The sequence below is a fragment of the Hydrotalea flava genome, from assembly GCF_001623405.1.
In the GTDB taxonomy this organism is placed as follows: domain Bacteria; phylum Bacteroidota; class Bacteroidia; order Chitinophagales; family Chitinophagaceae; genus Hydrotalea; species Hydrotalea flava.
Map to the genome: position 1 here is coordinate 64,698 of NZ_LUHG01000097.1, position 24,465 is coordinate 89,162.

Consider the following 24,465-nt stretch of genomic DNA (forward strand, 5'->3'; position numbering starts at 1 on the left):
TATTAAAATGAATCATACTGCATCTAAACAATTTCTAAATAAAGCATTATTGGCCGGTGCATTCAAGCAGTCATTCCTGAAATTAAATCCTGCCGCCATGATTTTAAATCCAGTCATGTTTACCGTTTGGGTAGGAACCGTTGTAATGGGAGGAGTATGCATCTGGATTGCCGGCGGAGCGGATGGTCAGGGAAGTTTAACGTACAATTTGGTAATCACCTTATTACTGTTTATTACCCTGCTGTTTGCCAATTTTGCCGAAGCCATTGCCGAGGCAAGGGGTAAGGCACAAGCCAACAGTTTGCGGAAAACAAGAGAAGACACACCTGCCAAATTAATATTGCCGGTAGGCGAAATGTATGTGAATGAAGTGATTGTTGTTCCGGCTTCCAAATTAAAAAAAGGAGATATTTTTATATGTGAAACAGATGATATTATTCCTGCCGATGGGGAAATTGTGGAAGGCCTGGCAACCATTGATGAAAGTGCTATTACCGGTGAAAGTGCACCTGTAATTAGAGAAGCTGGTGGCGATAAAAGCAGCGTTACAGGCGGAACAAAAGTGCTCAGCGATACAATTAAAGTAAAGGTAACCAGTGAACCGGGCGAAAGTTTTTTAGATAAAATGATTGCTTTGGTAGAAGGCGCTTCACGCCAAAAAACACCCAACGAAATTGCATTAACCATTTTATTGGCAGGTTTTACACTGGTTTTTATCATTGTAACAGTTACCTTAAAATCATTTGCAGATTATGCGCATACACCCATTACGATTGCCGCTTTTATTGCCTTATTTGTTTGCCTGATACCCACTACCATTGGTGGGCTATTATCCGCAATAGGAATTGCGGGAATGAATCGTGCATTGAAAGCCAATGTAATTACCAAAAGTGGTAAAGCAGTAGAAACTGCCGGCGATATTGATGTGTTACTGTTAGATAAAACAGGTACCATTACCATTGGAAACAGAAAAGCAACGCAATTTTATCCGGCTACCCATGTTGATCCCGATTATTTTAAGCAACTGGTTGTAATGAGTTCGGTTTCCGATCAAACCCCCGAAGGGAAATCGATTATTGAATTAGCCGCATTAGATACTGTGATGTTACAAATCAACAACCCGCGTTTCATTCCATTTACTGCAGAAACCAGATGTTCGGGTATTGACGTAGGTGATATGCGTATCAGAAAAGGTGCAGCAGATGCCATCAGAAAAATTTGTGAAAATGCAGGAAATACATTTCCTGAAGATGTGCATACCATTGTTCAATCCATTTCAAGTAAAGGCGGTACACCACTGGTGGTTACTGAAAATGAAAAAGTAATGGGGGTTATTGAATTGCAGGATATTATTAAAACCGGTATTAAAGAAAGATTTGAGCGTTTACGGAAGATGGGCATTAAAACAGTAATGGTTACCGGCGATAACCCGTTAACAGCCAGGTTTATTGCCGAAAAAGCAGGTGTGGATGATTTTATAGCTGAAGCAAAGCCGGAAGATAAAATGAATTATATTAAAATAGAACAGGCTTCAGGCAGGCTGGTTGCAATGATGGGAGATGGCACCAATGATGCACCGGCTTTGGCTCAGGCAGATGTAGGGGTGGCTATGAACAGTGGAACACAGGCAGCCAAAGAAGCTGGTAATATGGTAGATCTGGATAATGACCCCACCAAATTGATTGAAGTGGTTGAAATTGGAAAACAATTATTAATGACAAGGGGCACTTTAACAACGTTTAGTATTGCAAACGATGTTGCAAAATACTTTGCCATTGTACCCGCATTGTTCATTACCTATATACCTGCCTTGCAGGGAATGAATATTATGCATTTGCATAGCCCGCAAAGTGCCATTCTTTCGGCAGTTATTTTTAATGCCATTATTATACCGCTGCTCATTCCACTGGCATTGCGCGGTGTGGCTTATAAACCTATTGGCGCAAGCGCACTGCTACGGCGTAATTTGCTGATATACGGACTGGGCGGAATTATTGTTCCTTTTGTGGGCATTAAAATCATTGATATCATTGTTGCAAACTTTATATAAACAATTTTATGAAATACTATTTATTACCTGCCATTCGTTTAACATTGGTTTGCTTGCTGCTTTTTTCTGTTATGTATACAGCATTAGTGTGGTGCGTTGCTCAAATTACGCCTGATAAAGGAGAAGCTGCTGTATGGATGGTACATGGGAAAAAAATGTACCGGAATATCGGACAAAAATTTTCGGATGATAAATATTTCTGGTCAAGACCTTCTGCGGTGAATTATAATGCAGCAGCGGCAGGTGCAAGTAATAAAGGGCCTAATAATCCGGATTATTTGCTTTCAGTACAACAAAATGTTGATTCATTCCAAATCCATCATCCCGGTGTTCCTGCATCGGCTATACCCGCTGATTTGGTTACCGCAAGTGGTAGCGGTTTAGATCCTGATATTGCTGTGCAATCTGCTATGATACAGGTAAACAGAATTGCACAAATAAGACATATTCCTAAATCTATTATTGAATCATTGGTGCGGCAGCATACCGATAAACCTTTGTTAGGAATTTTTGGCCCCGAATCTGTGAATGTATTGGCGCTTAACATTGCTTTAGATTCCCTGACAAATCATTAAAGCGTTATAGCAGATATGCCTACAGGAATGTAAAATGAACAGTACATGAAGAAAATGATGTTGCTATCCGTGTATATAATAACAGGTTATGCCCATGCCCAAAACGATTCATTGAATCAAAAGCTACAACTTAGTGGCTATTTGGATGTATATTATGCTTATGATTTTGCTAATCCGCCTAACCATAACCGACCTGCTTTTTTATATAGCTACAACCAGCACAATGAGGTAAATTTGAATCTTGGATTGTTGAAAGCTGCTATTACTGAAAATAAGGTAAGGGCAAATTTGGCTTTTGCAACCGGAACCTATATGAATGCCAATCTTGCAACAGAGAAAGGTGTAATGAAAAATATTTTTGAAGCCAATGTGGGTATAAAACTATTCCGCAAAAAGGATGTTTGGGCAGATGCCGGTATTTTTGCTTCACATATCGGTTTTGAAGGTGCCATTGGTAAAGATTGTTGGACACTCTCCAGAAGTATTTTGGCCGAGAATTCGCCGTATTATGAAACCGGTATACGGGTAGCCTATACAACCAATAACAAAAAATGGTATATGGCCCTATTATTGTTAAACGGCTGGCAAAATATTAGCCGGATAAATGGTAATAATACCCCTGCTTTTGGGCATCAAATTACCTTTAATCCTACTGCCAATATTACGCTTAATAGTAGTTCATTTATAGGGAATACCTTACCCGACAGTATTCGTGCAATGCGTTATTTTCATAACTTGTATGGTATATTTCAACTAACCCCAAAATGGGGCATTACAACAGGATTTGATATAGGCTTTCAACAAAAATCAGTACACAGCCGTTCATTTTACACCTGGTATAGTTATGTAGCTATTCTACAATGGAAACCATCTCAAAAAAATGAATTGGCTGCACGAGTTGAATATTATGCAGATACTGATAATGTTATTATTCCTGCAAATTTTCAAAATGGTTTTAAAACATTTGGATATTCCATTAATTATGATAGAGCTATTCGTTCAAAACTTTTATGGAGAATAGAGGCAAGAGATTTTTATGCCGCTGAAACCTATTTCGAAAATAATAATATACCTGTTCATAACAATTTTGCAATGACCACTTCTATTTCAATTGTATTATAATGCCGGGCAAAGAAGAAACAGTACAACATTTTTTAGACTTGATTAAAAAGTCGAAACGCGGTAAATTTAAAATTTACATTGGCATGAGTGCAGGTGTAGGAAAAACATACCGGATGTTACAGGAAGCGCATGCCCTGTTAAAAAATGGTATTGATATAAAAATTGGTTATATAGAAACACACCAACGTAAGGAAACGGAAGCATTGTTAGAGGGGCTTCCACAAATACCCCGACGAAAATTATTTTACAAGGGAAAGGAGTTAGAAGAGTTAGATGTTGCTGCCATAATGCAGTTAAGACCTGAAGTAGTAATTATAGACGAACTGGCCCATACCAATATTGAGGGAAGCAAAAATGAAAAAAGATGGCAGGATGTTTTAGATATTTTAGATGCAGGAATTAGTGTAATTAGTGCAGTAAATATTCAACACATTGAAAGCCTGAATGAAGAAGTAAAAAAAATTACCGGTATTGAAGTAAAAGAACGAATACCTGATAGTGTGCTGAATCAGGCCGATGAGGTAGTGAATATTGATCTTACAGCCGATGAATTGATTAGCCGATTAAAAGAAGGTAAAATTTATACATCAGATAAAATAGCCGCAGCACTGAAAAATTTTTTTCAGAGTGAACATATTTTACAATTAAGAGAATTGGCATTGAAAGAAGTAGCATCGCAGGTTGAAAGAAAAGTTGAAACAGAAGTTATAAAGAACAATGCACTAAAACATGAACGATTTTTAGCCTGTATCAGTTCTAACGAGCATACTGCTAAAACGGTTATCCGTAAAACAGCAAGATTGGCCAATTATTATAATTCAAAATGGTATGTATTATATGTGCAAACCCCAAAAGAAAGTCCGGAACGCATACCGTTGGATAAACAGCGGCACTTAATCAACAATTTTAAAATAGCTACTGAATTAGGGGCAGAAATTATAAAAGTATCGAATAACAATATTGCTAAAACAATTGTTGAACAATGTGAAGAGCGTTTTATTACCACCATTTGTATTGGCAAACCCCATCTCAGTTTGTTTCGTTTAATACTGGTTACCAATGTTTTTAATGAATTACTAAAAAAATTATCTTCCAGTAAAATTGATCTGGTTATACTGAGTTAAAGCAATCATTATTCCCGTAAAGTAATAACAAACAAATACAAAATACAACAACATGCAATGCGCTATAATAAAAACTGCATACCAATGGGGACAATGATTGAAATATTTTACAAGAAGCTAAAACCAAACTATACCAGATGAAAACAAAGGTGAAATTATCAATTGGAATAGGATTGTTATTTGGAATGATAATTCTGCTTACTGCTTTGAGTATTTTTTACATCAATAAATTGTCATCCGATTCAAAAAATATTCTTGTTGCCAATTACAATACCATTGATTATTCCAGAAATATGGAAATTGCATTAAATAATGGCATAGAACAAAAAGATAATCTTCAACTTTTTTTAAATAGCCTGCAACATCAGCAACATAATATTACCGAAATTGGTGAGGATGCATTAACCGGTCAATTAACAACCCATTTTCAACAGTTCATTGCAAATCCAAAAGATTCAGTTTTATTAAAACAAATTAGAAATGATATTACCGATATAATGCTGTTAAATATGCAAGCTATTCAACGCAAAAGCAATATTGCTAATTTAACTGCTCAAAAATCGGTATTCTGGATAACCTTAGCAGGTACCATTTGTTTTTTAGCAGCATTTGTAATGTTTGTTAATTTACCGGGTAGCATTGCCAATCCGATCCGTGAATTAACCGATAGTATTAAACAGATTGCAGCACAAAATTATTCGCAAAGGGTTCATTTTTCGGGGCATGATGAATTTGCAGAGCTTGCCTCATCATTTAATACCATGGCAGAAAAATTAGAAGAATACCAGCTTAGCAATATTGATAAACTCATGATGGCTAAAAAACGGATTGAAACACTCATTGATAATTTAAAAGATCCGATTATTGGGTTAGATGAGCAAAGAAGGATTTTATTTATGAATAATACGGCTTTACAAATTACCGGGTTAAAGAATACAGATGCAATGGGGAAACCGGTTCAGGATATAGCTGTTAAAAATGATCTGATTAGAAATTTGGTACATGAAATGTTTGAAGAAACAAAGAATGAAAGTATTAAGAAACAACCTATAAAAATATATGCTAATAATAAAGAAAGTTACTTTGAAAAAGAAATTATACCCATCAGAATTATTCCAACCGGGGAAACCGAAGAAAAATTGATAGGTAATGTAATTCTGCTACAAAATATTACCCCTTACAAAGAGTTAGATTTTGCAAAAACAAATTTTATTGCAACTATTTCACATGAATTAAAAACCCCTTTATCCTCCATACAATTGAGTGTTGAGTTACTTGGCAAAAAAGAACTCGGAACTTTAAATGAAGAACAAATAAACCTTGTTGAAAGCATAAAAGAGGATGCTACAAGATTATTAAAAATAACCGGTGAATTGTTAAATTTATCGCAATTAGAGAGTGGTGCAATTGAGCTTTCTATGGTTCCGTGTTCTCCTTACGAAATTGTACAATATGCTATAGAAGCCAATCAAAAAATAGCATTACAGAAAAATATTCATTTAAACATTCATTTGCCCGACAATTTACCTGAGGTTATGGCTGATAAAGACAGAACAGCATGGGTATTGTCGAACCTCATTTCTAATGCTATTCGGTATTCTTACGATAACTCAATTGTTGAAATTAAGGTACAGCAAATCAACAATAATCTGCAGTTTTCGGTACAAGATTTTGGTATTGGTATTGCACCGCAATACATCAATAAAATTTTTGATCGCTATTTCCGTATACCCGGCAATAGAAATGAAGGAACCGGTTTAGGGCTTAGTATATGTAAAGAATTTATGGAAGCACAGGGTGGCAGCATTCATGTTATCAGTGATTTTGGCTCTGGAAGTACCTTTTGGTTTATACTACCTGTTGTAAATACAAATATTTAAAAATTACACCTATTATTTGAGCTTAAAAATTTATACAAAACAAAAAGACCGCCTCAAATAGTTTTGAGACGGCCTTTATTGGCATAATATACGGTACCGTTATTTTTATTGATTGGCCGTTGTTTCTTTCAGCATTTCTTTTACTGCTGCCGCCAACTGATCATCTGTTCCAAACAATACATCATTGTAAGGATTGTCTACATCAATATCCGGATTGATTTGGAGGTTTTCTGTTGGGCGCCCTTCTTTACCTATGGTAGCAATCATGGGTATACCAAAAACAATAGTGGGGTCTATTTGTGTTTCCCACCAAACGGCAGTACCGGTGCCGGGTACCGGCTTACCAATGAGTTTGCCAATACCATTGGCACGATAAGCATAGGGAAATAAAAATGCATCGCTGTAATTGCTTTCGCTCATTAACACACAACTGGGTTTGGTCCATTTACCTGCCGGCTCGCCACCATCTGCTTTAAATCCATAGGGTGCAAAGCTGAGGTATTGTTTGCCTTTCAAAAAAGTAACCAAATCATCATGCAGCCAGCCTCCGCCATTAAAACGGGTATCTACAATCAATGCTTTTTTATTGTAATTTTTTCCCATTACCTTATCAAAAAACTCTCTGTAACTGGCATCGTTCATACCTTGTATGTGTACATAACCTATTTGTCCGTTACTCAGTTTGTTAACCATTTCAGACATGGTGTTGGTCCAGCGTTTGTATAATAAAGTATTTTCTTCAGCAACGGTAATGGGTTTAACAGTTTCTTCCCAAGTGGTTTTAGTAGTAGGATTATACACCTGCAACAAAACATTTTTACCTGCTTTTCTGTTTAAAAAAATATTCCAATCGTTGGTATCGGTAATATTTTCACCGTCAATAGCCATGATTATATCACCTGCTTTTATTTTGCTGGATGCTTTATCAACAGGTCCGCCTTTTATTACTTCGGTAATTTCTAACCCATTACCACCTTTCATTTCGTTGTAAAATAAACCTAATGAGGCAGTATTATCTCCATCGGTATTACGGGGTGTATAACGGCCACCTGTATGCGAAGCATTTAGTTCGCCCAATAATTCGCTTAACAATTCCTGGAAGTCGTAGTTGTTATTGATGTGGGGTAAAAAACGGGCATAATCTGTTTTGTACATGGCCCAGTTAACGCTATGCAATTTGGGGTCGTAAAATTTCTTTTCTACCTGGCGCCAGGCGTGTTCAAATATATAGGCACGTTCACCGGCAGTATTTAAAATCATCTCACTGTTAATAGTAACGGGGGATACCTTGCCGCCTTCTACTTCTACTTTCATAATTTTACCACCACCTAATACAAAAAGTTGTTTACCATCTTTACTCAGTTCCATATTGCCACCACCACTGCTTAATTTGGTAAGCAGCTTCATTTCTTTGGTTCGGGTATCCATCTGCCATAAATCGGCGCCTTGTTCAAATCGGGCTAATAAAAACAATTTGCTGCCATCGGCCGATAATTTATAATCATCCAAATTCATGGAAGCATTGGTAAGCCTTACTTTCTGTTGGTTTAAGTTGCTAAAATCCAATACTATATTTTCTTTCTTTTTAATGGTATCCTTGTTTTCTTTTTCTTTCTCTTTTAATAAGGCTGCATCTTCTTTATTCAGTTGAAATTGATCATAAGCTGCTTTGTCAAAGAATAAAGCATAAACATCAGCTTCTTTAGGCCCCTGTATAGCCAATGAGCGTTTACCTTCTTTATCAGAGGTAAAGAGCAGGGCTTTACCGCCCATTGCCCATTGCTGGCGGTTATTGCTAAAACCACTTTGGGTAACATCGGTGCCGTTTGCATCACTTCCATCGGCTTTAAAAACCAATATGGCACCGCCGCTTAAACCAAATACTCCTTTACTGCTTCTAACGGCAATCCATTTGCTATCGGGGCTCCATTCGTACCGCTGATCACCATCGCTGTAAGAAAAATTCTGGCCTGCCGGTAAAATAGTTGTACTTGTTTTGGTGGCTATATCAAATACACGCAGGGTATTGCGTTCTTCTAAATAAGCAATTTTTTTACCATCCGGCGAGGGCATGGGTTGAAATTCTTCCTTCTCTGTAGCAATTATCGGATCTTCTTTAATTAATGTAGCAGCATAAAAATAAGGTTCATCTTTTCGGGTAATGGTAGCTTTTATAATATCCCAACTGTTACCCCTTTCTGCTGCATAATATAAACTTCTTCCATCGGGTGCAAATGCCACCATTCTTTCCTGTTGTGGTGTATTGGTAATGCGCTTGGTATAACTACCATCGGTACTGGTTACAAAAACTTCGCCCCTGAATACAAACGCAATTTCCTTACCGTTAGGCGATACACTCATTTCAGTGGCGCCACCATTAATGGTTACATTTTTTTCAACATTGCCTCTGGTATCTGCGTTAATAATGATGTTTACTTTTTCCGGTTTACCATCTGGTTTTAGCGTATATATTTCACCATTCCAGGAAAAACAAAGGGTATTGTTGTTAGAGCGGGAAAGATGCCTCACCGGATAATCTTTAAAATCGGTCAATTGCTGTTCTGCCATTTTTAATTGCAAAGGCATTCTATAAATATTCTGTGTACCGTTTTTCTCGCTTAAATAATACACATACTGATTATCGGCTGAAAAAACAGGTTCTCTGTCTTCGCCAATAAAATTCGTTAATTTTCTATAATTTTTTGTTTGGAAGTTGTATAGCCAAATATCGCGGGTTACACTACTGGTATGGTGTTTGCGCCAGGGATCTTCGTACCCTTTTCTGTCTTGAAATACTATTTCTTTTCCATCATTACTATAATGCACGTTTTCAGTACCGGCAGTATTTAAAAGAATGTTTCTGCCGCCGCTTACCGGTACATCATACAATTTTAAGAACAACGCTTTTTGTGGAAAACGTACGGATGTATTTAAATCGTTTCTGCCGCTGCCAAAAATAATTTTACTGTTATCGGGCGAAAAATCCCATGGAAAATCATTGGCTGAGTTAAAAGTGAGGCGTTTAGCTTCGCCTCCGGTAGCGGGCATTACAAACACATCAAAATTACCATAACGGTCTGAGGCAAAGGCAATACTTTTTCCATCATGACTCCAAACCGGCATTTCCTCCTGCGATTCGTTGAGCGTTAACGGAATGGCCGTACCGCCTGTAGCAGGTACACTGTATAAATCGCCTTTATAGCCAAATACAATGGTATTGCCATCGGGACTAATGGCAGGGTAACGTAACCACAAGGGTGGATTGTTTTGCGAAGCACCTACAATGCTGTAACCTAACAGCATTATGAAAAAGATAAATTTCTGCATGGCATTTATTTTTATTTTTATCAGAGCATTAAAGATAATTACCCAAAATGGATAGCCTTACAGATTTTTATGAACGGATACAGCCCCTACATACCAGCTTTGCTTCCATAGTGCCTTTTCAGGCATTTTCCGACAAATTATTAGCAATGGATTTTACAGAGAAAAATGATATTTGGCGCAAAGAAGTGGTGGAAAATGTGGCTTTGTTTACAACAACCGTGAATGGTGTTTTGCGTCAGGCAAAAGCAAAATATGGTATTGGCGGCTATTTAGAGCACCGCAATATTTATGCCCGTAGCCCGGTGTTTGATGGTACTGCACCCCGTCGTATTCATTTAGGAATAGATATTTGGGGAAGAGAAGGTACGCCGGTAATGGCACCCTTAGCCGGCACAGTGCATAGTTTTGCGTTCAATAAAGCCTATGGCGATTATGGTGCTACCATTATTTTAGCGCACCATATTCATGAACTACAATTTTATAGTTTGTATGGTCATTTGGCTTTAAAAAGTTTGAGCCGTATTTCAGAAGGGCAACTGATAAAGCAAGGAGAAAAATTTGCTTGGTTGGGTGTTCCGGAAGAAAATGGCTATTGGCCACCACATCTTCATTTTCAGTTAATGTTAGATATGGAAGATTATAAAGGTGATTACCCTGGTGTTTGTGCTGCCAATCAACTGCAACATTATGCCCAAAATTGCCCCAATCCCGATGTAATTTTACAAATGCAGCGCTATGCAGTGGTTGATTTTTAATTTCTTCTGTTTAAATTTGTGCAAAAACCCATTACATGTTACATCAAATACACCACGAAGAAGATACTAAGAAATTTACCCTCACCATTTTTTTATCATTTGCGGTTGTTTTCTGTTTTTTGGTACTCATGGCACAATGTAAAGGCCCATATCATCCGCCAGCAGCACATGCAAATACAGAACATGCAGCATCGCATGAATAATCAGGTATAACACCATGCAAAGCAGGCAGGTATTGAAGAAGAATAAACAAACTATTCAAATTGGTCTTTTAAAAACATATTCAGCAGCTTTATCAGGAATGGATACTGTTGTGGCAAAAATTTTTCTGTTTGCTTAATGATAGCATGTTCTGTTTGCACAAAAGGGGCATTGATAAGTTCATGTTTGCCATGTTGTAACATTTGCAATAAAAGATGCATTTCTATTTCAGGATGAAATTGTAATGCCAATACATGGTTTTGATAAATGAAACCCTGCTGTGTACAGGCATCTGAATGAAACAGGGAAACTGCATGTGCAGGAAGATCAAACGTATCGCCATGCCAGTGAAAGCAATGCAATGGTTGTGGCAATATTTGTGATAATGGATGTGGGTTAGATGGAAATATAGGCCACCAGCCAATTTCCTGTTGAACATGCGCATACACGCCGGCTCCTAAAACGGAAGCAATGAGCTGACTGCCCAGGCAAATGCCCATCACTTTTTTTGCAGCGTGGATGGCTTGTTCAATACAGGTTTTTTCGGCAGTCATCCATTTAAACTTTTTTTCCTGATATATACCCATAGGGCCACCCATTACAATCAGCATATCATATTGATCCGGCTCAGGGAAGGGTTCTTCATTGAACACACGGGTTATATGAATTTGATGCCCCATATTTTTAGCCCATTGCAGTAAACTGCCCGGATTTTCAAAAGAAACATGCTGTATGAAATGAACTCGCATAACTTCGTAGCTATTGTTTTTGTAGTTTTACCGGTGCATATCACAGTAAAAAAAGCATGATAGATGCCCTACTGCGGATGATATGTTCAGGAAACATTTACTTTATAAAATTATTGTTTCATACACACAATGTCAAATCCTAATTTAGATAGTAGCAAAGAACAGTTAAACCAGGCCGATAAGGAGTTTGAAAATACCATACGGCCTAAAGAGCTGGATGACTTTTCGGGGCAACCGCAGTTGATAGAAAATCTGATCATTTTTATTAAAGCGGCAAAAATTCGTGGAGAGGCATTGGATCATATACTTTTTCATGGCCCCCCGGGATTGGGTAAAACCACTTTAAGCAGAATTGTAGCCAACGAACTGGGCGTAAACATCCGTGAAACCAGTGGTCCGGTTATTGAAAAACCCGGCGATTTGGCCGGCTTATTAACCAATCTGGAACCCAATGATGTTTTGTTTATTGATGAAATACACCGGTTAAGTACTGTGGTAGAAGAATACCTGTATGCGGCCATGGAAGATTTCAGGATTGATATTATGATTGATAGTGGCCCCAATGCAAGAAGCATACAACTCAACATCAATCCCTTTACGTTGGTGGGTGCCACTACCCGCAGTGGTTTATTAACGGCACCCTTGCTTTCCCGTTTTGGTATAAAATCGCGGTTGGAATATTATAATGCAGCTACGCTTCAAAAAATTATACAACGCAGTGCTGTTATATTGAATGTGCCTGTTTCGGAAGAAGCTGCTGCTGAAATAGCCCGGCGCAGCCGGGGAACACCACGCATTGCCAATGGTTTATTGCGCAGGGTACGCGATTTTGCCCAGGTATTGAATGACGGAATGATTGATATTGGCATTACACAACATGCATTAAAAGCATTGAATGTAGATGAGTATGGTTTAGATGATATGGATAATCGGATTTTGTTAACCATCATTGAAAAATTTAAAGGCGGGCCTGTAGGTATTACTACTATTGCAACCGCTGTTGGTGAGGAATCGGGTACCATTGAAGAAGTATATGAACCTTTTTTAATACAGGAAGGTTTTTTGCAACGAACACCAAGGGGCAGAGAGGTAACTGCCAAAGCTTACCAACATTTAGGCAAACATAAACCCAAGGGTACACAGCCCGGTTTATTTAACGAATAAGCATAAAAAATGCCACTCGCTTGAAGTGGCATTTTTGCATAAAAATCGAATATGCTTTTGGCATTATGGCGCTACCAATCTGAAACCATTGCCATGAATGTTTACAATTTCAATATTGGTATCATCTTTTAGGTACTTACGCAGTTTGGCTATGTATACATCCATGCTTCTGCCATTAAAATACGTATCGCTGCCCCAAATTTTCTTCAAAGCCCTTTCACGAGGCAATAAATCATTTTTATGCTCTGCCAGCATTTTTAATAATTCGTTTTCTTTGGGTGAAAGCGTATGGGTTTGACCGTTATGCGATAACTCTCTCAGTTTTGGATTGAAATGATAAGAGCCTAAATCAAATTCTATATTATCGCTAATGCGGTTTTCTTCTTCATTTCTTTTTAAAATAGCTTTTATTTTCAGTAGCAGTACCTCGCTGTCAAAAGGCTTGGTAATATAATCATCGGCACCTAAACGATAGCCCTGTACCACATCTTCTTTCATGGTTTTGGCACTTAAAAAAAAGAGTGGTATATCGGGGTCTACATCGCGAATTTCTTCAGCTAGCGCAAACCCATCCACGTTAGGCATCATTACATCTAACAGGCAAATATCAAATTTTTCCCGCTGAAAAGCGGCTAAGCCTAAACGGCCATCTCTTTCCAATACCACTTCATAATCATTCAATTCCAAATAGTTTTTCAATACCATGCCCAGGTTGGTATCGTCTTCGCAGAGCAAAATTTTGTATTTCTTTTTTTCTTCCATAACCGTTCTTGTTTTTAAATATTCAAATAAAGTTCATTACAGCAATAATTAACTCGATTTCCGGCGCAATCTTTTGTTAAAAAGCTGTTTTCATTTTGCTAAAGATATTACTATTTTTGTGGTTGTTACACAAGAATTTTTCAAAACCCGTTAACAGTTGCTACTTTAGCTTGTTTTTAAGTGAAGAAAATTGGTGTATATGATGATAACGCAGGATAACAAATTGAAAAAGCTCATTATTATTGGCGACAGGGTTTTAATTAAACCTTCTAAACCGAATGAACAAACCTCCAGCGGATTGTATTTGCCTCCCGGTGTGCAGGAAAAAGAAAAAGTACAACAAGGTTATATCATTAAAACAGGACCGGGTTATGCCATACCACTACCTGTTGAAAACGAACCCTGGAAAACAGAGGAAGAACAGGTAAAATACATTCCTTTACAGGCACGCGAAGGTGATTTGGCTTTGTTTTTATTAAATGGTGCCACCGAATTGCAATATGAAGGCGAAAAATATTTTATTGTTCCGCAGCATGCCATTTTAATGCTGGAAAGGGAAGAGGATTTATAAATGGCAGGTTGCAGTGCAATTTTAACCTTGCAGTTATATGGCTGCTTTTGCAAATTTTACAAAAACCGGAATCATTGCAGATGCAACTGGAAGGGAAACAGCATCATTGGCTGAAATTTAAAAAAGCACTTTGAGCCGGGGGTGGTAATTATTTTTTAGTTACACCATTTTGTGCATCTATTATAATGTATGCGGCATCCAATAAACTTTGCAATACTTCATGAAATTGTTTTTCCATTTCATTTGGGAACAGGGCTTTTAACTCAGCCAACGCAATCCCATGTTGTGGAATTGCATTCATGATTTCCCATTCAATTTTTTTAAAGTCTTTTGTACTTAAATGTTGGTGATTGGTTCGTAAACAATTATCGCAAATGCCACACCGTTCATTGGATTCATCTGAAAAATATCGGGCAATTATATTGCTGCGGCAGTTTTTGGTTTCTTTTGCGTAGGCTATGATGGATTGAATACGTTCGCTGTACTGTTGTTTTCTGGCATGGTATTGTTCATAATTAATGTGTAGGGAAGCAGCCGGTGCCCGGTTCAATAACATAAAAATTTGTGGAGTATCTTTCTGTGGTAAATATTCTATGATGCCATACTGTTGCAACTGATGCAGCTGTTCGGTTACTGTATTATAACTGATGCGTGCAATTTTGGCAATTTGCCTTTCATAAATAGAAACACGGTTATCTAATATTCCCTGATAGGTTCTCAACAATGTTTGCGTTATTTTTTCTAATGCAGGAAAGTTTTTCTGAAATTCAAATAACACCTCTTTGTCTACTTTAAACCCTGCCTGCGATGGCGTAAATACCGACTCATTGAATAATAAATGCCCCTCCTGTTCCAATACTTTTAAAACATTGAATACTGTAGCGGCATCTAATTTAAAATACTGTACAAAATTTTCTATATCAAAATCATAATAGTTGCCCTGACCAATACCAACCGGTATTTGCAGATAATCGGCTAGTCCCTGATAAATTTTCCGAATGGTTTCAACCGGGGGGAAATGTTTTTCAGGCAGTTGAACTAATTGCTGTAAATCGTCGTGATGATATAACAAAACAGCATAGGCTTTTTGGTTATCGCGGCCTGCCCTGCCTGCCTCCTGATAATAGTTTTCAATGCAGTCGGGGATGTTGTAATGAATAACCGTTCTTACATCCGGTTTGTCAATACCCATTCCAAAGGCATTGGTACAAACCATAATGCGTGTTTTATTTTGAATCCAGTTGAATTGCTTTTGGTTCCTTTCTTCTTTAGATAATCCTGCATGATAAAAATCGGCTGAAAAGCCCTGTAATTGTAACAAATGTGCTACATCTTTGGTCTGCTTTCGGGTACTGCAATACACAATACTGCTACCGGGTACCTTCTGCAGTATTTCAATAGCTTTATTGATTTTACTATGTGTTTCATATACCGAATACGAAAGTGCAGGCCGGGTAAATGATTGTTTAAATACAGCCGGTTGCTCTAATTGTAATTTTTGAATAATATCTTCCTGTACCGTTAAAGTAGCCGATGCAGTTAATGCTATAAATGGTACTGCATTGATGTAATGCTTCAGTTTTGCAATTTGCAGATAGGATGGCCTGAAATCATACCCCCATTGTGAAATGCAATGCGCTTCATCTATTACTACAATACCAATAGGTAAATCGGGTAAAAAATGAAGAAAGAGTTTATTTTGTAAACGCTCCGGCGATACATATAAAAAAGAAAATTTTCCATTTACTGCTTTTTCTAAAAGTAATTGTATTTCAAAATAGCTCAGTCCACTTTCGATGGTGGTTGCTGTAATACCCAATTCATTGAGCCTCGTTACCTGATCGTTCATCAACGCAATTAATGGCGAAATTACAAGTGCCATACCTCCTTTCATTAATGTGGGTACCTGAAAGCAAATTGATTTACCACCACCGGTAGGTAATAAAGCCAGTGTATCTTTTCCTGCCAGCACCGATTCAATAATAGGCAGTTGCAATCCCTTAAAATCAGAATAACCCCAATACTGTTGCAATACTTCTTTTGGTGTTATGGGCTTTGAATTCATTGTTGGGCGGTGCTTTAATATTTCTGTTCATAAAAACTGTATAAAAATAACGTGGAACTGCTAATCATTCGCTGAAATTTACCGGATAAATATAAAAATTGAAATATACAGGTTCCGGAAAATCATTTTACCTTGTTGTTTTGATTTGCAATACTTCAATCATTGATAAATGTGTTTATAAATATTGAACTATGATTTACTTACGGTATCGCCTTGTTGTAATGGTATTGTTGTTCATGGGTTTTCAACAGCTATTGCAGGCTCAAAAGCCTGTTTTTAAAGTTGTTCCATTAGGTGTAAAGGGTGGATTGGATGAAAGTAACTTATCAGCCTACTTACTTGCGGTGAATGGGACCAGCCGGTATATTGCTTTAGATGCCGGCACCATTGATGCCGGCATTCAAAAAGCCATTCAAAAAAAATTATGGAAGGGTACTACCTCAACTGCTGTTTTGCAGGATTCAATTAAAGGTTATTGCATTTCACATGGGCATTTAGACCATGTGGCCGGTTTAATTATCAATGCTCCCAACGACAGTAAAAAAAATATTTATGCCATGCCTTATTGTTTGCAGGTATTAGAACAAAACTATTTTACCTGGCAAAGCTGGGCCAATTTTGGTGATGCAGGTACACCGCCATTTTTAAATAAATACCATTATGTGCCCCTCGCAGCAAGACGGGAGGTGCCACTTGAAGGAACAGAAATGATGGTAACACCCTTTGTTTTAAGCCACGGTGCCAATTATAACAGTACTGCATTTTTAGTCAGGTATCAATCTGGTTACCTGCTTTATTTGGGTGATACCGGAGCCGACACCATTGAACATAGCCATGATTTATTACAATTATGGCTATGCATTGCACCCTTAGTGCAGCAGAAAAAATTAAAAGCCATTTTTATAGAAGTTTCTTATCCGAATGAGCAGCCGGAGCATCAGTTGTTCGGTCATCTTACCCCAAAATTATTATTGGATGAAATGCATATACTGGCCAATTTAACAGGAACAAATGCTGTGCAGGGATTACCTATTGTAATTACACATATGAAACCTTCGGGCAATAATGAAGCCATTATTCAACGGCAGTTGTTGCAAAACAATGCTTTGCAATTGCAATTTATATTTGCCCAACAGGCAGTGCCATTGTTTTTTTAAAAGAGGGTTATACTACTTTTTTGTAATTTAACCGAACACTGTTAATGGCTAATACCACATCACTTAATCCCATGGCTAATGCACCCATGGCAGGGTTTAAATAACCAAATGCTGCAATAGGTATGGCAATGATGTTGTAGAAAAAGGCCCAAAACAAATTTTCACGAATGGTTTGGTAGGTGTGTTTACCTAAACCCAATGCCAGCGGCAGGTGTGTAAGTCCGTGATTCATTAAAACTACCTGTGCACTTTGCATGGCAATATGTGAGGCATCGCTCAGCGAAATACCAACTGTTGCTTTTGCTAATGCCGGAGCATCATTAATACCATCGCCAATCATAGCAGTAGGTGCCTGGGTGGTAAGCCGGGCAATGGTTTGCAATTTTTGTTCAGGAGTTTGTTCACCAAAAACAGTATCTATTCCTGCAATTGCAGCCACTTTTTCACAATTGGCTTGTGAATCGCCGCTTAATAAAATTGTTCGAATGTTTTTTTGATGGAGTTGTTGCATTACCTGTACTGCTTCCGGACGAATGGTATCTTCCACATCTAACCAGCCTAATATTGCATTGTTTTTGGTAATGTAAACATTGTGAAAATGGTCGGTTGTTAAATCGGCCACCTGTTTGTAGGAGGTTGCCATATAAACATTGCCTTCAGCATCTACACCTTTCATCCCCAATCCTTTTATTTCTTCAACCTTAGTAAAGTGAGTGTGTGCCAGGGGTTTCCATTCTTTTACAATGGCTTTGGCAATGGGGTGGGCTGCATATTTTTCTAAGGAAGCTACAATGCTTTGAAAGGTGTTAATATCTATATTGGTTTCAAATTGGGTAATGGAAAAATGCCCGGTTGTGAGTGTACCTGTTTTATCAAATACCACCTGTTGAATGTCTTTAAATACTTCCAAACTTCTGGCATTTTTAAATAATATGCCATTTTTTGCAGCACGGCCCAAACCTACGGCAATAGCCGCCGGAGTAGCCAATCCCATAGCGCAAGGGCAGGAGATCACTAAAACTGCAATGCCCCTTAGCAAACTGTTACCAAAACCAATATCCGTAAAAAAATAATTGCCAATTAGGGTAAGCATTGCAATGCTAATAACGGTGGGTACGAATATGGCGCTGATTTTATCGGCCAATTGCTGTACTGGTGGTTTTTCAGCCTGTGCCTGTTTTACTAAATTTAAAATATTGCTTAATACGGTATCTTTTCCTACCGCAGTTACCTGCGCTTTAACAGTGCCACTTTCCAAAGTGCTGCCACCAATCAGCAGGTCTTTCATTGTTTTCTGTACCGGAATACTTTCACCGGTTAACAGTGATTCATTTACTTTCGCTTCACCCCATAAAATTTTACAATCCATGGGTACAGGTTCTCCAGAATTAATTAAAATTAAATCGCCTACTCTTAATGACTCGCTTTCTACCTGAAATATTTGCTCTTGATGCTGGTCATCAAAAGCAATCATATTTGCTTTGGTTTTTTGCGTTATTGCTAAACTGCGAATGGCTTTTTGCGTAGTTTCAACAGATTTATCTTCTAACCAGTTGCCCAAAAAAACTAAGGTTATAATGGCTGCAGTTGTTTCAAAAAACATAAAATCGGCAGCACGGCCAATGAGCATACCGTATAAACTGTATATAAAAGCAGCAGTGGCGCCTAAGGCAATCAGAACGTTCATGTTGGGTATACCATTGCGCAAGCTTTTAATGGCACTTTTTCCAAAAAATTTTATGCCCACCCAATATACAGGCAGGGTAAGGGCTAACTGTACATAGGGGTTCATTAAAAAATGGCTGTGCACAAACATATCCAACATGAGTGGCAGGGTAAAAACAGCGCAGAATAAAAAGCGCTGACCATGATTGGTGAACCGTAAATTCCAACGGGTAGTGGCTTTACTTTCAGCAGGAATCGTTTCGTTTTTTACATGATATCCTAAACTTTCAATGCCTTTCAGCAGAATGGTTTTTTTGGTGGTATCATTCAAGTCAAAATTTACCTCGCCACCAATAAAATTTACTTTCACATTATCAACCCCTTTTTCTTCCAAATATTTATGAATGGTGAGGGCACAATTGGTGCAACTCATACCTTCTACTTTCCACGATACATTCTCCATACTGCAAAATTAATTTATTAATTTAGTTATAGGTTACCAACCCTTTCGTAAGTAGGAATATCTTTGCCCTATGGATGCAATTTTTACTTTATTTGAACTGCCGGCTCTGATTCCTTATTTAATTGAAGAAGGAAAAACTGCCAATACATGGGTGTTTGAAGCGCCAATGGGTGCCGGAAAAACTACTTTAATTCATGCTTTGGCAACTTATTGCGGAGTTCAGCAAACAGTGAGCAGCCCAACTTATGCGCTTGTAAATGAATATACTACGGCCGAGGGCAAAATTATTTACCACATGGACTGGTATCGGTTAAAAGATGAGGAAGAAGCTGTAAATGCCGGAATAGAAGAATTGGTAAACAGCCATTGGTGTTGGATAGAATGGCCTGAAAAAGCAATTGGTATTTTGCCGGATGATGTTTTTATTATTCGGATTGTTGTGGTAAATGAAACCACCCGGAGAATTGTAACGGAACTGTCACATCAATCATTTATACCTTCATATTTGTAATAAATACTGTATTTTTATTACCTATATTCATAGATTTTCTTAAAGCAAACATATGTCGTCAAAAAAGCCGGTTATTTCTACTTCATTCAGTTATGAAACACTGGAAGAAACTTTGGATATTAAACCACAGGGTTTACCACTTGAAATAGGGTTGCCCAAAGAAACGGCTTTTCAGGAGAACAGAATATCATTAACTCCTGAAGCGGTGCGTGTAATGGTGATGAATGGACACAGGGTCGTGGTGGAACACAAGGCCGGAGAGGGAAGCAATTATACCGATAAAGATTACAGCGAGGCGGGTGCTACTATTGTATACCATCATTCTGAGGTATTTAAGGCACCATTGTTATTAAAAAGTGCACCGGTTGTAATAGAAGATATTCCTTTGTTACAAATGCATCAAACCATTATTTCCCCCATACATCATTCTGCTTTAAAAAGTGAAATATTGGAACGGATGATGGATAAAAAAATTACGGCATTAAGTTTTGAAAATTTAAAAGATGAACACGGCAGTTACCCCATTGTAAGAAGTATGAGCGAAATTGCAGGTGGTGCATTAATGCTCATTGCAGGACAGTATTTAAGCAGTTTTAACAAAGGCAAGGGGGTACTGTTAGGTGGTGTAAGTGGTATACCGCCTACTAAAGTAATTATTATTGGTGCAGGAACAGTGGGCGAAGTAGCTACTAGAAATGCATTGGCATTGGGTGCCAGTGTTAAGGTATTCGATAACAATGTATACAGGTTGAAACAATTGCAAAATAATTTGGGGCAGCGGGTATGGACCAGTGTATTGGAACCCGGTATTTTAGCCAAACAACTTAAAACTTGCGAAGTGGCTATTGGTGCGCTTAGCAGCGATTATGGAAGAGCGCCCGTTGTGGTTACTGAAGAAATGGTAGCCGCTATGCGTCCCGGAAGTATCATTATTGATGTTTCTATTGACCGCGGTGGTTGCTTTGAAACCAGTGAATTAACCACCCATGAAAAGCCGGTATTTCTAAAACACAACGTAATTCATTATTGTGTACCCAATATACCCAGTGGATTTGCCCGAACAGCCAGCCATGCCATCAGTAATGTATTAATGCCATTGTTATTGGAAATTAGTGATGAAGGCGGGATGGAAGAAATGGTTTGGCACAGCATTAATCTGCGCGAAGGAATTTATTTGTTTAAGGGGGCATTAACCGATTTTTATCTGAGCCAAAAATTCAATTTGAAATACAATGATTTGAATTTACTGATTGCCAGCAGGCGATATTAATTCCGGTTTATTTATAATCAGTAATAGCAATTCTTTTTTTACAAAAATCTATTTCGGCAGCATCATTACTGCTCACAATAATGGTTTTGGAAGTGGCATAATCAGCAATTAAATCGTGGTAAAGCTGGTAACCTTCTGCATCCAGATTGGTGCAGGGCTCATCTAATAACAATACCGGTGTATTTGAAAATATAGCTTGTGCTAATTTTACTCTTTGTACCATGCCGCTGCTGTAATAGCGTATTTGCTTATGGGCCGATTGTGCAAGGCCAATTTTTTCTAAAATAGCGGGAATTGAAATACCCGGTAGCAGTGGTTTAAATTGGGCATGAAAATGCAAAAATTCAGTAGCTGTCATCTCTTCAATTACATCCAGATAAGGCGCAACAATCGATAAATATTGATGTACCTGATCTTCCGGAATGAATTGCCCGGTTCCGTTTTGCCAGATGCATTTTCCTTCATTTACTCTTAATGCCATGGCAATGGCTTGTAGTAATGTACTTTTGCCACTTCCATTAGGCCCGGTAATAGCATAGGATGTTGATGCTGAGAAAGTAAAGCTTACATGCCTGAAAATCCAGTCGCGGTTAAATTTTTTGCCTGCATCTTGTAATTCAATCGTCATTTGTATGAAAATAGTGGATACTTTGAATTAATCCTCATCACTAATACCAGAGGCAAACTTTTTGATAATACCTCTGCCACTTTCCCTGATAAATGTTACAATTTCATCTCTTTCATCGCTGGCAGGCAAATCTTCTTCAATTAAAGCAAGTGCCTGCGAGGTATTAAAACCTTTGTTGAAAATAATGCGGTAAATATCAATGATGTGATTAATTTTTTCTAATTCAAAACCTCTTCTTTTCAGTCCCACACTGTTTACCCCGCCATAGCTTAATGGGTTACGTACTGCTTTAATATAAGGAGGCACATCTTTACTCACCAAACTGCCACCGGCTATGTAGGCATGCTGACCAATTTGAACAAATTGATGAACAGCACTAACGCCTGCTATCCAGGCCCAATCGCCCATTACCACATGGCCGGCCACCTGAACACTGTTGCTTAAAATACAGTTGTTCCCAATTTTACAGTCGTGTGCAATATGGCTGTAGGCCATAATGAGGCAATGGCTGCCAACGGTTGTTTTCCACTTATCGGCTGTGCCGCGGTTGATGGTTACAAATTCGCGAATAGTGGTATGGTCGCCAATTTCAACAGTTGTTTTTTCTCCGTTATATTTTAAGTCTTGTGGAATAGCGCCTAAAACTGCTCCCGGAAAAATTCTGCAATTTTTGCCAATTCTGGTGCCATCCATAATGGTAACATTACTGCCAATCCAGGTGCCTTCTCCTATCTGAACATCACCATGTATTACAGTGAATGGGTCTATTTTAACATTGGCTGCTATTTTAGCATTAGGATCTATGTAGGTGTAGGGATGTGTCATCCGCTTTGATTTATTAATTTGTGCTATTCTGGTTTGCATGGCAGAATAGACTTTAAAAAATGGGCCGATGTTTACCGACCGTTACAAAAATAGAAATATTAGGAATAGTTTAAGGTTTAATTGCGTTTTACGAGTTGCGCTACTAAATTAGCTTCGGTAGCCACTTTTCCGCCAACATAAACCATACCTTTCATTTCGCAGATACCTCTTCTAATTGGACTAATGAATTCCATTTTTAAAATCATGGTATCTCCAGGTAATACCTTTTGTTTGAATTTGCAGTTGTCAATTTTTAAGAAATAAGTATCATAATCACCTTCCGGCAGGGTATTAATACAAAGAATACCTCCTGTTTGTGCCAAAGCCTCAATTTGCAATACACCTGGCATAACAGGGTTGTTGGGGAAGTGCCCTTGGAAAAACCATTCATTAAAAGTTACATTCTTCACTCCTACAATATGTGTATCTGTTAGTTCAATAATTTTATCTACCAACAAAAATGGGAAGCGGTGTGGTAATGTTTTCTCGATACGTTGCAGGTTAAATATGGAGGGTGCTGCCGGATTGTATACCGGTACATCTTTAACGTGTTTGTTTTTCTTGATGTATTGTTTTATTTTCTTTGCAAATTCAACATTGGTGCTGTGGCCGGGCCTATTGGCAATGATATGGGCTTTAATGGGGTAACCAATCAGCGCCAAATCGCCCACAACATCTAGTAATTTGTGGCGGGCAGGCTCATTCGGAAAGCGTAATTCTAAATTATTTAAGTAGCCTTCGCTTTTAACTTCAATTTTCTCGCGTTTAAATGTTTTGGCCAGCCGCTCCATTTCACCATCGGTTAAAGGTTTATCTACCACCACAATGGCATTATTAATATCGCCGCCTTTAATCAGGTTATTATCTAACAGCATTTCTAATTCATGCAAAAAAACAAAAGTGCGACAGGGCGCTATTTCGGTTTTAAAATCTTTGATGGTTTTTAATCCGGCATGCTGGGTACCTAATACCGGGCTGTTAAAATCAATTAGTGTAGTTATTTGGTAATCAATAGCGGGCATCGCTACCATTTCAACCCGTTTCTTTTCATCGTATAGATAAATGTTTTCATCAATGCTATACCAGGCTTTGGCGGCATCCTGTTCGGCAATGCCGGCTTCTTCAATAAAAGTGATGAAAGGAGCTGAGCTACCATCCATAATGGGTATTTCAGGTCCGTTTATTTCAATTAAAACATTATCAATACCTAATCCTACCAAGGCAGCCAGAATATGTTCAACCGTACTTACTTTGGCATCACCAATCTGAAGCGTAGTACCACGAGAGGTATCGGTAACCAAATCACAATCGGCTTTAATAATGGGCTGTCCCGGTAAATCGGTTCTTTGAAATTGAATACCAAAACCCGGATTAGCAGGTTTTAAATTCATTTCAACCAAAATGCCGGTATGCAAACCTGTGCCTTTTATACTAATGCTTTTGCTGAGGGTATGTTGTTTATCCGGATTAAAGTTTTGATCCATTCTTGATTTGTTTTAATTGGCAGCAAAATTCACAATTTGATAATGCTTCCTTTTTCCTGAATTGTTATAATTTATGCA

General features: G+C 38.1%; 20 protein-coding genes. 12 read left to right on the plus strand and 8 right to left on the minus strand.

The window, feature by feature from the left end:
* Positions 1-7: 7 nt before the first annotated feature.
* The 5 genes from kdpB (at position 8) to A0F92_RS11595 (ending at position 6,751) form a co-directional block, all read left to right on the plus strand.
* Positions 8-2,050 carry a potassium-transporting ATPase subunit KdpB gene (kdpB, locus tag A0F92_RS11575; RefSeq protein ID WP_068246104.1) on the plus strand — a complete coding sequence of 681 codons (2,043 nt, stop codon included), beginning with the start codon at positions 8-10 and terminating at the stop codon, positions 2,048-2,050.
* Positions 2,051-2,058: 8 nt separating this feature from the next.
* Entirely contained in the window at positions 2,059-2,625 is a 567-nt protein-coding gene (locus A0F92_RS11580; protein ID WP_068246109.1) for a potassium-transporting ATPase subunit C, read from the plus strand.
* A 45-nt stretch (positions 2,626-2,670) separates the two neighbouring features.
* Positions 2,671-3,747: a porin gene (locus A0F92_RS11585; RefSeq protein WP_068246110.1), complete on the plus strand. Its 1,077-nt coding sequence runs from the start codon at positions 2,671-2,673 to the stop codon at positions 3,745-3,747.
* The gene (locus tag A0F92_RS11590) at positions 3,747-4,871 is read left to right on the plus strand and encodes a sensor protein KdpD (protein ID WP_068246111.1); all 1,125 of its coding nucleotides are present in this window, start codon (positions 3,747-3,749) and stop codon (positions 4,869-4,871) included. The genes A0F92_RS11585 and A0F92_RS11590 overlap by 1 nt, the downstream gene beginning before the upstream one ends.
* A gap of 137 nt (positions 4,872-5,008) precedes the next feature.
* Positions 5,009-6,751 carry an ATP-binding protein gene (locus A0F92_RS11595; RefSeq protein WP_068246114.1) on the plus strand — a complete coding sequence of 581 codons (1,743 nt, stop codon included), beginning with the start codon at positions 5,009-5,011 and terminating at the stop codon, positions 6,749-6,751.
* Between the two features lie 105 nt (positions 6,752-6,856).
* Here the strand turns inward: A0F92_RS11595 and A0F92_RS11600 are convergent, their stop codons facing one another.
* Positions 6,857-10,078 (minus strand): S41 family peptidase, encoded by a 3,222-nt coding sequence (locus tag A0F92_RS11600; protein ID WP_068246117.1) that lies wholly within the window; start codon positions 10,076-10,078, stop codon positions 6,857-6,859.
* A gap of 47 nt (positions 10,079-10,125) precedes the next feature.
* Here A0F92_RS11600 and A0F92_RS11605 point away from each other — a divergent pair, with 47 nt between their 5' ends.
* Both A0F92_RS11605 and A0F92_RS15670 read left to right on the plus strand, forming a co-directional pair.
* On the plus strand, positions 10,126-10,833 hold the full coding sequence (locus A0F92_RS11605) for a peptidoglycan DD-metalloendopeptidase family protein (protein ID WP_068246120.1): 708 nt from the start codon (positions 10,126-10,128) through the stop codon (positions 10,831-10,833).
* Positions 10,834-10,868: 35 nt separating this feature from the next.
* Positions 10,869-11,036 carry a hypothetical protein gene (locus A0F92_RS15670; RefSeq protein WP_167517055.1) on the plus strand — a complete coding sequence of 56 codons (168 nt, stop codon included), beginning with the start codon at positions 10,869-10,871 and terminating at the stop codon, positions 11,034-11,036.
* 51 nt (positions 11,037-11,087) lie between these two features.
* Here the strand turns inward: A0F92_RS15670 and A0F92_RS11610 are convergent, their stop codons facing one another.
* Entirely contained in the window at positions 11,088-11,783 is a 696-nt protein-coding gene (locus A0F92_RS11610; protein ID WP_068246123.1) for a type 1 glutamine amidotransferase, read from the minus strand.
* A 129-nt stretch (positions 11,784-11,912) separates the two neighbouring features.
* Between A0F92_RS11610 and ruvB the strand changes: the two genes are divergently transcribed.
* Positions 11,913-12,947 (plus strand): Holliday junction branch migration DNA helicase RuvB, encoded by a 1,035-nt coding sequence (gene ruvB / locus A0F92_RS11615; RefSeq protein WP_068246129.1) that lies wholly within the window; start codon positions 11,913-11,915, stop codon positions 12,945-12,947.
* A 63-nt stretch (positions 12,948-13,010) separates the two neighbouring features.
* Here the strand turns inward: ruvB and A0F92_RS11620 are convergent, their stop codons facing one another.
* On the minus strand, positions 13,011-13,709 hold the full coding sequence (locus tag A0F92_RS11620) for a response regulator transcription factor (RefSeq protein WP_068246132.1): 699 nt from the start codon (positions 13,707-13,709) through the stop codon (positions 13,011-13,013).
* 199 nt (positions 13,710-13,908) lie between these two features.
* Here A0F92_RS11620 and A0F92_RS11625 point away from each other — a divergent pair, with 199 nt between their 5' ends.
* Positions 13,909-14,280: a co-chaperone GroES gene (locus A0F92_RS11625; RefSeq protein WP_068246135.1), complete on the plus strand. Its 372-nt coding sequence runs from the start codon at positions 13,909-13,911 to the stop codon at positions 14,278-14,280.
* A 148-nt stretch (positions 14,281-14,428) separates the two neighbouring features.
* Here the strand turns inward: A0F92_RS11625 and A0F92_RS11630 are convergent, their stop codons facing one another.
* Entirely contained in the window at positions 14,429-16,345 is a 1,917-nt protein-coding gene (locus A0F92_RS11630) for a RecQ family ATP-dependent DNA helicase (RefSeq protein ID WP_068246143.1), read from the minus strand.
* A gap of 191 nt (positions 16,346-16,536) precedes the next feature.
* Here A0F92_RS11630 and A0F92_RS11635 point away from each other — a divergent pair, with 191 nt between their 5' ends.
* Positions 16,537-17,502 carry an MBL fold metallo-hydrolase gene (locus tag A0F92_RS11635; protein WP_068246145.1) on the plus strand — a complete coding sequence of 322 codons (966 nt, stop codon included), beginning with the start codon at positions 16,537-16,539 and terminating at the stop codon, positions 17,500-17,502.
* Between the two features lie 7 nt (positions 17,503-17,509).
* On the opposite strand, the gene A0F92_RS11640 is transcribed toward A0F92_RS11635, so the two are convergent.
* Positions 17,510-19,630, minus strand: coding sequence for a heavy metal translocating P-type ATPase (locus A0F92_RS11640; protein WP_068246150.1), 2,121 nt, complete (start codon positions 19,628-19,630; stop codon positions 17,510-17,512).
* A gap of 70 nt (positions 19,631-19,700) precedes the next feature.
* On the opposite strand from A0F92_RS11640, the gene tsaE reads away from it, so the two are divergent.
* Together tsaE and A0F92_RS11650 are read left to right on the plus strand one after the other, a co-directional pair.
* Entirely contained in the window at positions 19,701-20,141 is a 441-nt protein-coding gene (gene tsaE / locus A0F92_RS11645; RefSeq protein ID WP_068246157.1) for a tRNA (adenosine(37)-N6)-threonylcarbamoyltransferase complex ATPase subunit type 1 TsaE, read from the plus strand.
* Between the two features lie 52 nt (positions 20,142-20,193).
* Entirely contained in the window at positions 20,194-21,411 is a 1,218-nt protein-coding gene (locus tag A0F92_RS11650) for an alanine dehydrogenase (protein ID WP_068246160.1), read from the plus strand.
* Positions 21,412-21,418: 7 nt separating this feature from the next.
* Here A0F92_RS11650 and A0F92_RS11655 read toward each other — a convergent pair whose 3' ends face one another.
* From A0F92_RS11655 to A0F92_RS11665, 3 genes are all read right to left on the minus strand, one after another.
* Positions 21,419-22,039 carry an ABC transporter ATP-binding protein gene (locus A0F92_RS11655; RefSeq protein WP_068246163.1) on the minus strand — a complete coding sequence of 207 codons (621 nt, stop codon included), beginning with the start codon at positions 22,037-22,039 and terminating at the stop codon, positions 21,419-21,421.
* A gap of 27 nt (positions 22,040-22,066) precedes the next feature.
* Complete coding sequence (gene lpxA / locus A0F92_RS11660; protein ID WP_253810407.1) at positions 22,067-22,903, minus strand: acyl-ACP--UDP-N-acetylglucosamine O-acyltransferase; 837 nt, start codon at positions 22,901-22,903, stop codon at positions 22,067-22,069.
* A 77-nt stretch (positions 22,904-22,980) separates the two neighbouring features.
* Entirely contained in the window at positions 22,981-24,387 is a 1,407-nt protein-coding gene (locus A0F92_RS11665; protein ID WP_068246166.1) for a bifunctional UDP-3-O-[3-hydroxymyristoyl] N-acetylglucosamine deacetylase/3-hydroxyacyl-ACP dehydratase, read from the minus strand.
* Positions 24,388-24,465 lie beyond the last annotated feature (78 nt).

What these genes read in the sequence shown, in the direction of transcription:
- kdpB (WP_068246104.1), top strand. Translation starts at nt 8, where the DNA reads ATGAATCATACTGCATCTAAACAATTTCTAAATAAAGCATTATTGGCC.
- A0F92_RS11580 (WP_068246109.1), top strand. Translation starts at nt 2,059, where the DNA reads ATGAAATACTATTTATTACCTGCCATTCGTTTAACATTGGTTTGCTTG.
- A0F92_RS11585 (WP_068246110.1), top strand. Translation starts at nt 2,671, where the DNA reads ATGAAGAAAATGATGTTGCTATCCGTGTATATAATAACAGGTTATGCC.
- A0F92_RS11590 (WP_068246111.1), top strand. Translation starts at nt 3,747, where the DNA reads ATGCCGGGCAAAGAAGAAACAGTACAACATTTTTTAGACTTGATTAAA.
- A0F92_RS11595 (WP_068246114.1), top strand. Translation starts at nt 5,009, where the DNA reads ATGAAAACAAAGGTGAAATTATCAATTGGAATAGGATTGTTATTTGGA.
- A0F92_RS11600 (WP_068246117.1), bottom strand. Translation starts at nt 10,078, where the DNA reads ATGCAGAAATTTATCTTTTTCATAATGCTGTTAGGTTACAGCATTGTA.
- A0F92_RS11605 (WP_068246120.1), top strand. Translation starts at nt 10,126, where the DNA reads ATGGATAGCCTTACAGATTTTTATGAACGGATACAGCCCCTACATACC.
- A0F92_RS15670 (WP_167517055.1), top strand. Translation starts at nt 10,869, where the DNA reads ATGTTACATCAAATACACCACGAAGAAGATACTAAGAAATTTACCCTC.
- A0F92_RS11610 (WP_068246123.1), bottom strand. Translation starts at nt 11,783, where the DNA reads ATGCGAGTTCATTTCATACAGCATGTTTCTTTTGAAAATCCGGGCAGT.
- ruvB (WP_068246129.1), top strand. Translation starts at nt 11,913, where the DNA reads ATGTCAAATCCTAATTTAGATAGTAGCAAAGAACAGTTAAACCAGGCC.
- A0F92_RS11620 (WP_068246132.1), bottom strand. Translation starts at nt 13,709, where the DNA reads ATGGAAGAAAAAAAGAAATACAAAATTTTGCTCTGCGAAGACGATACC.
- A0F92_RS11625 (WP_068246135.1), top strand. Translation starts at nt 13,909, where the DNA reads ATGATGATAACGCAGGATAACAAATTGAAAAAGCTCATTATTATTGGC.
- A0F92_RS11630 (WP_068246143.1), bottom strand. Translation starts at nt 16,345, where the DNA reads ATGAATTCAAAGCCCATAACACCAAAAGAAGTATTGCAACAGTATTGG.
- A0F92_RS11635 (WP_068246145.1), top strand. Translation starts at nt 16,537, where the DNA reads ATGATTTACTTACGGTATCGCCTTGTTGTAATGGTATTGTTGTTCATG.
- A0F92_RS11640 (WP_068246150.1), bottom strand. Translation starts at nt 19,630, where the DNA reads ATGGAGAATGTATCGTGGAAAGTAGAAGGTATGAGTTGCACCAATTGT.
- tsaE (WP_068246157.1), top strand. Translation starts at nt 19,701, where the DNA reads ATGGATGCAATTTTTACTTTATTTGAACTGCCGGCTCTGATTCCTTAT.
- A0F92_RS11650 (WP_068246160.1), top strand. Translation starts at nt 20,194, where the DNA reads ATGTCGTCAAAAAAGCCGGTTATTTCTACTTCATTCAGTTATGAAACA.
- A0F92_RS11655 (WP_068246163.1), bottom strand. Translation starts at nt 22,039, where the DNA reads ATGACGATTGAATTACAAGATGCAGGCAAAAAATTTAACCGCGACTGG.
- lpxA (WP_253810407.1), bottom strand. Translation starts at nt 22,903, where the DNA reads ATGCAAACCAGAATAGCACAAATTAATAAATCAAAGCGGATGACACAT.
- A0F92_RS11665 (WP_068246166.1), bottom strand. Translation starts at nt 24,387, where the DNA reads ATGGATCAAAACTTTAATCCGGATAAACAACATACCCTCAGCAAAAGC.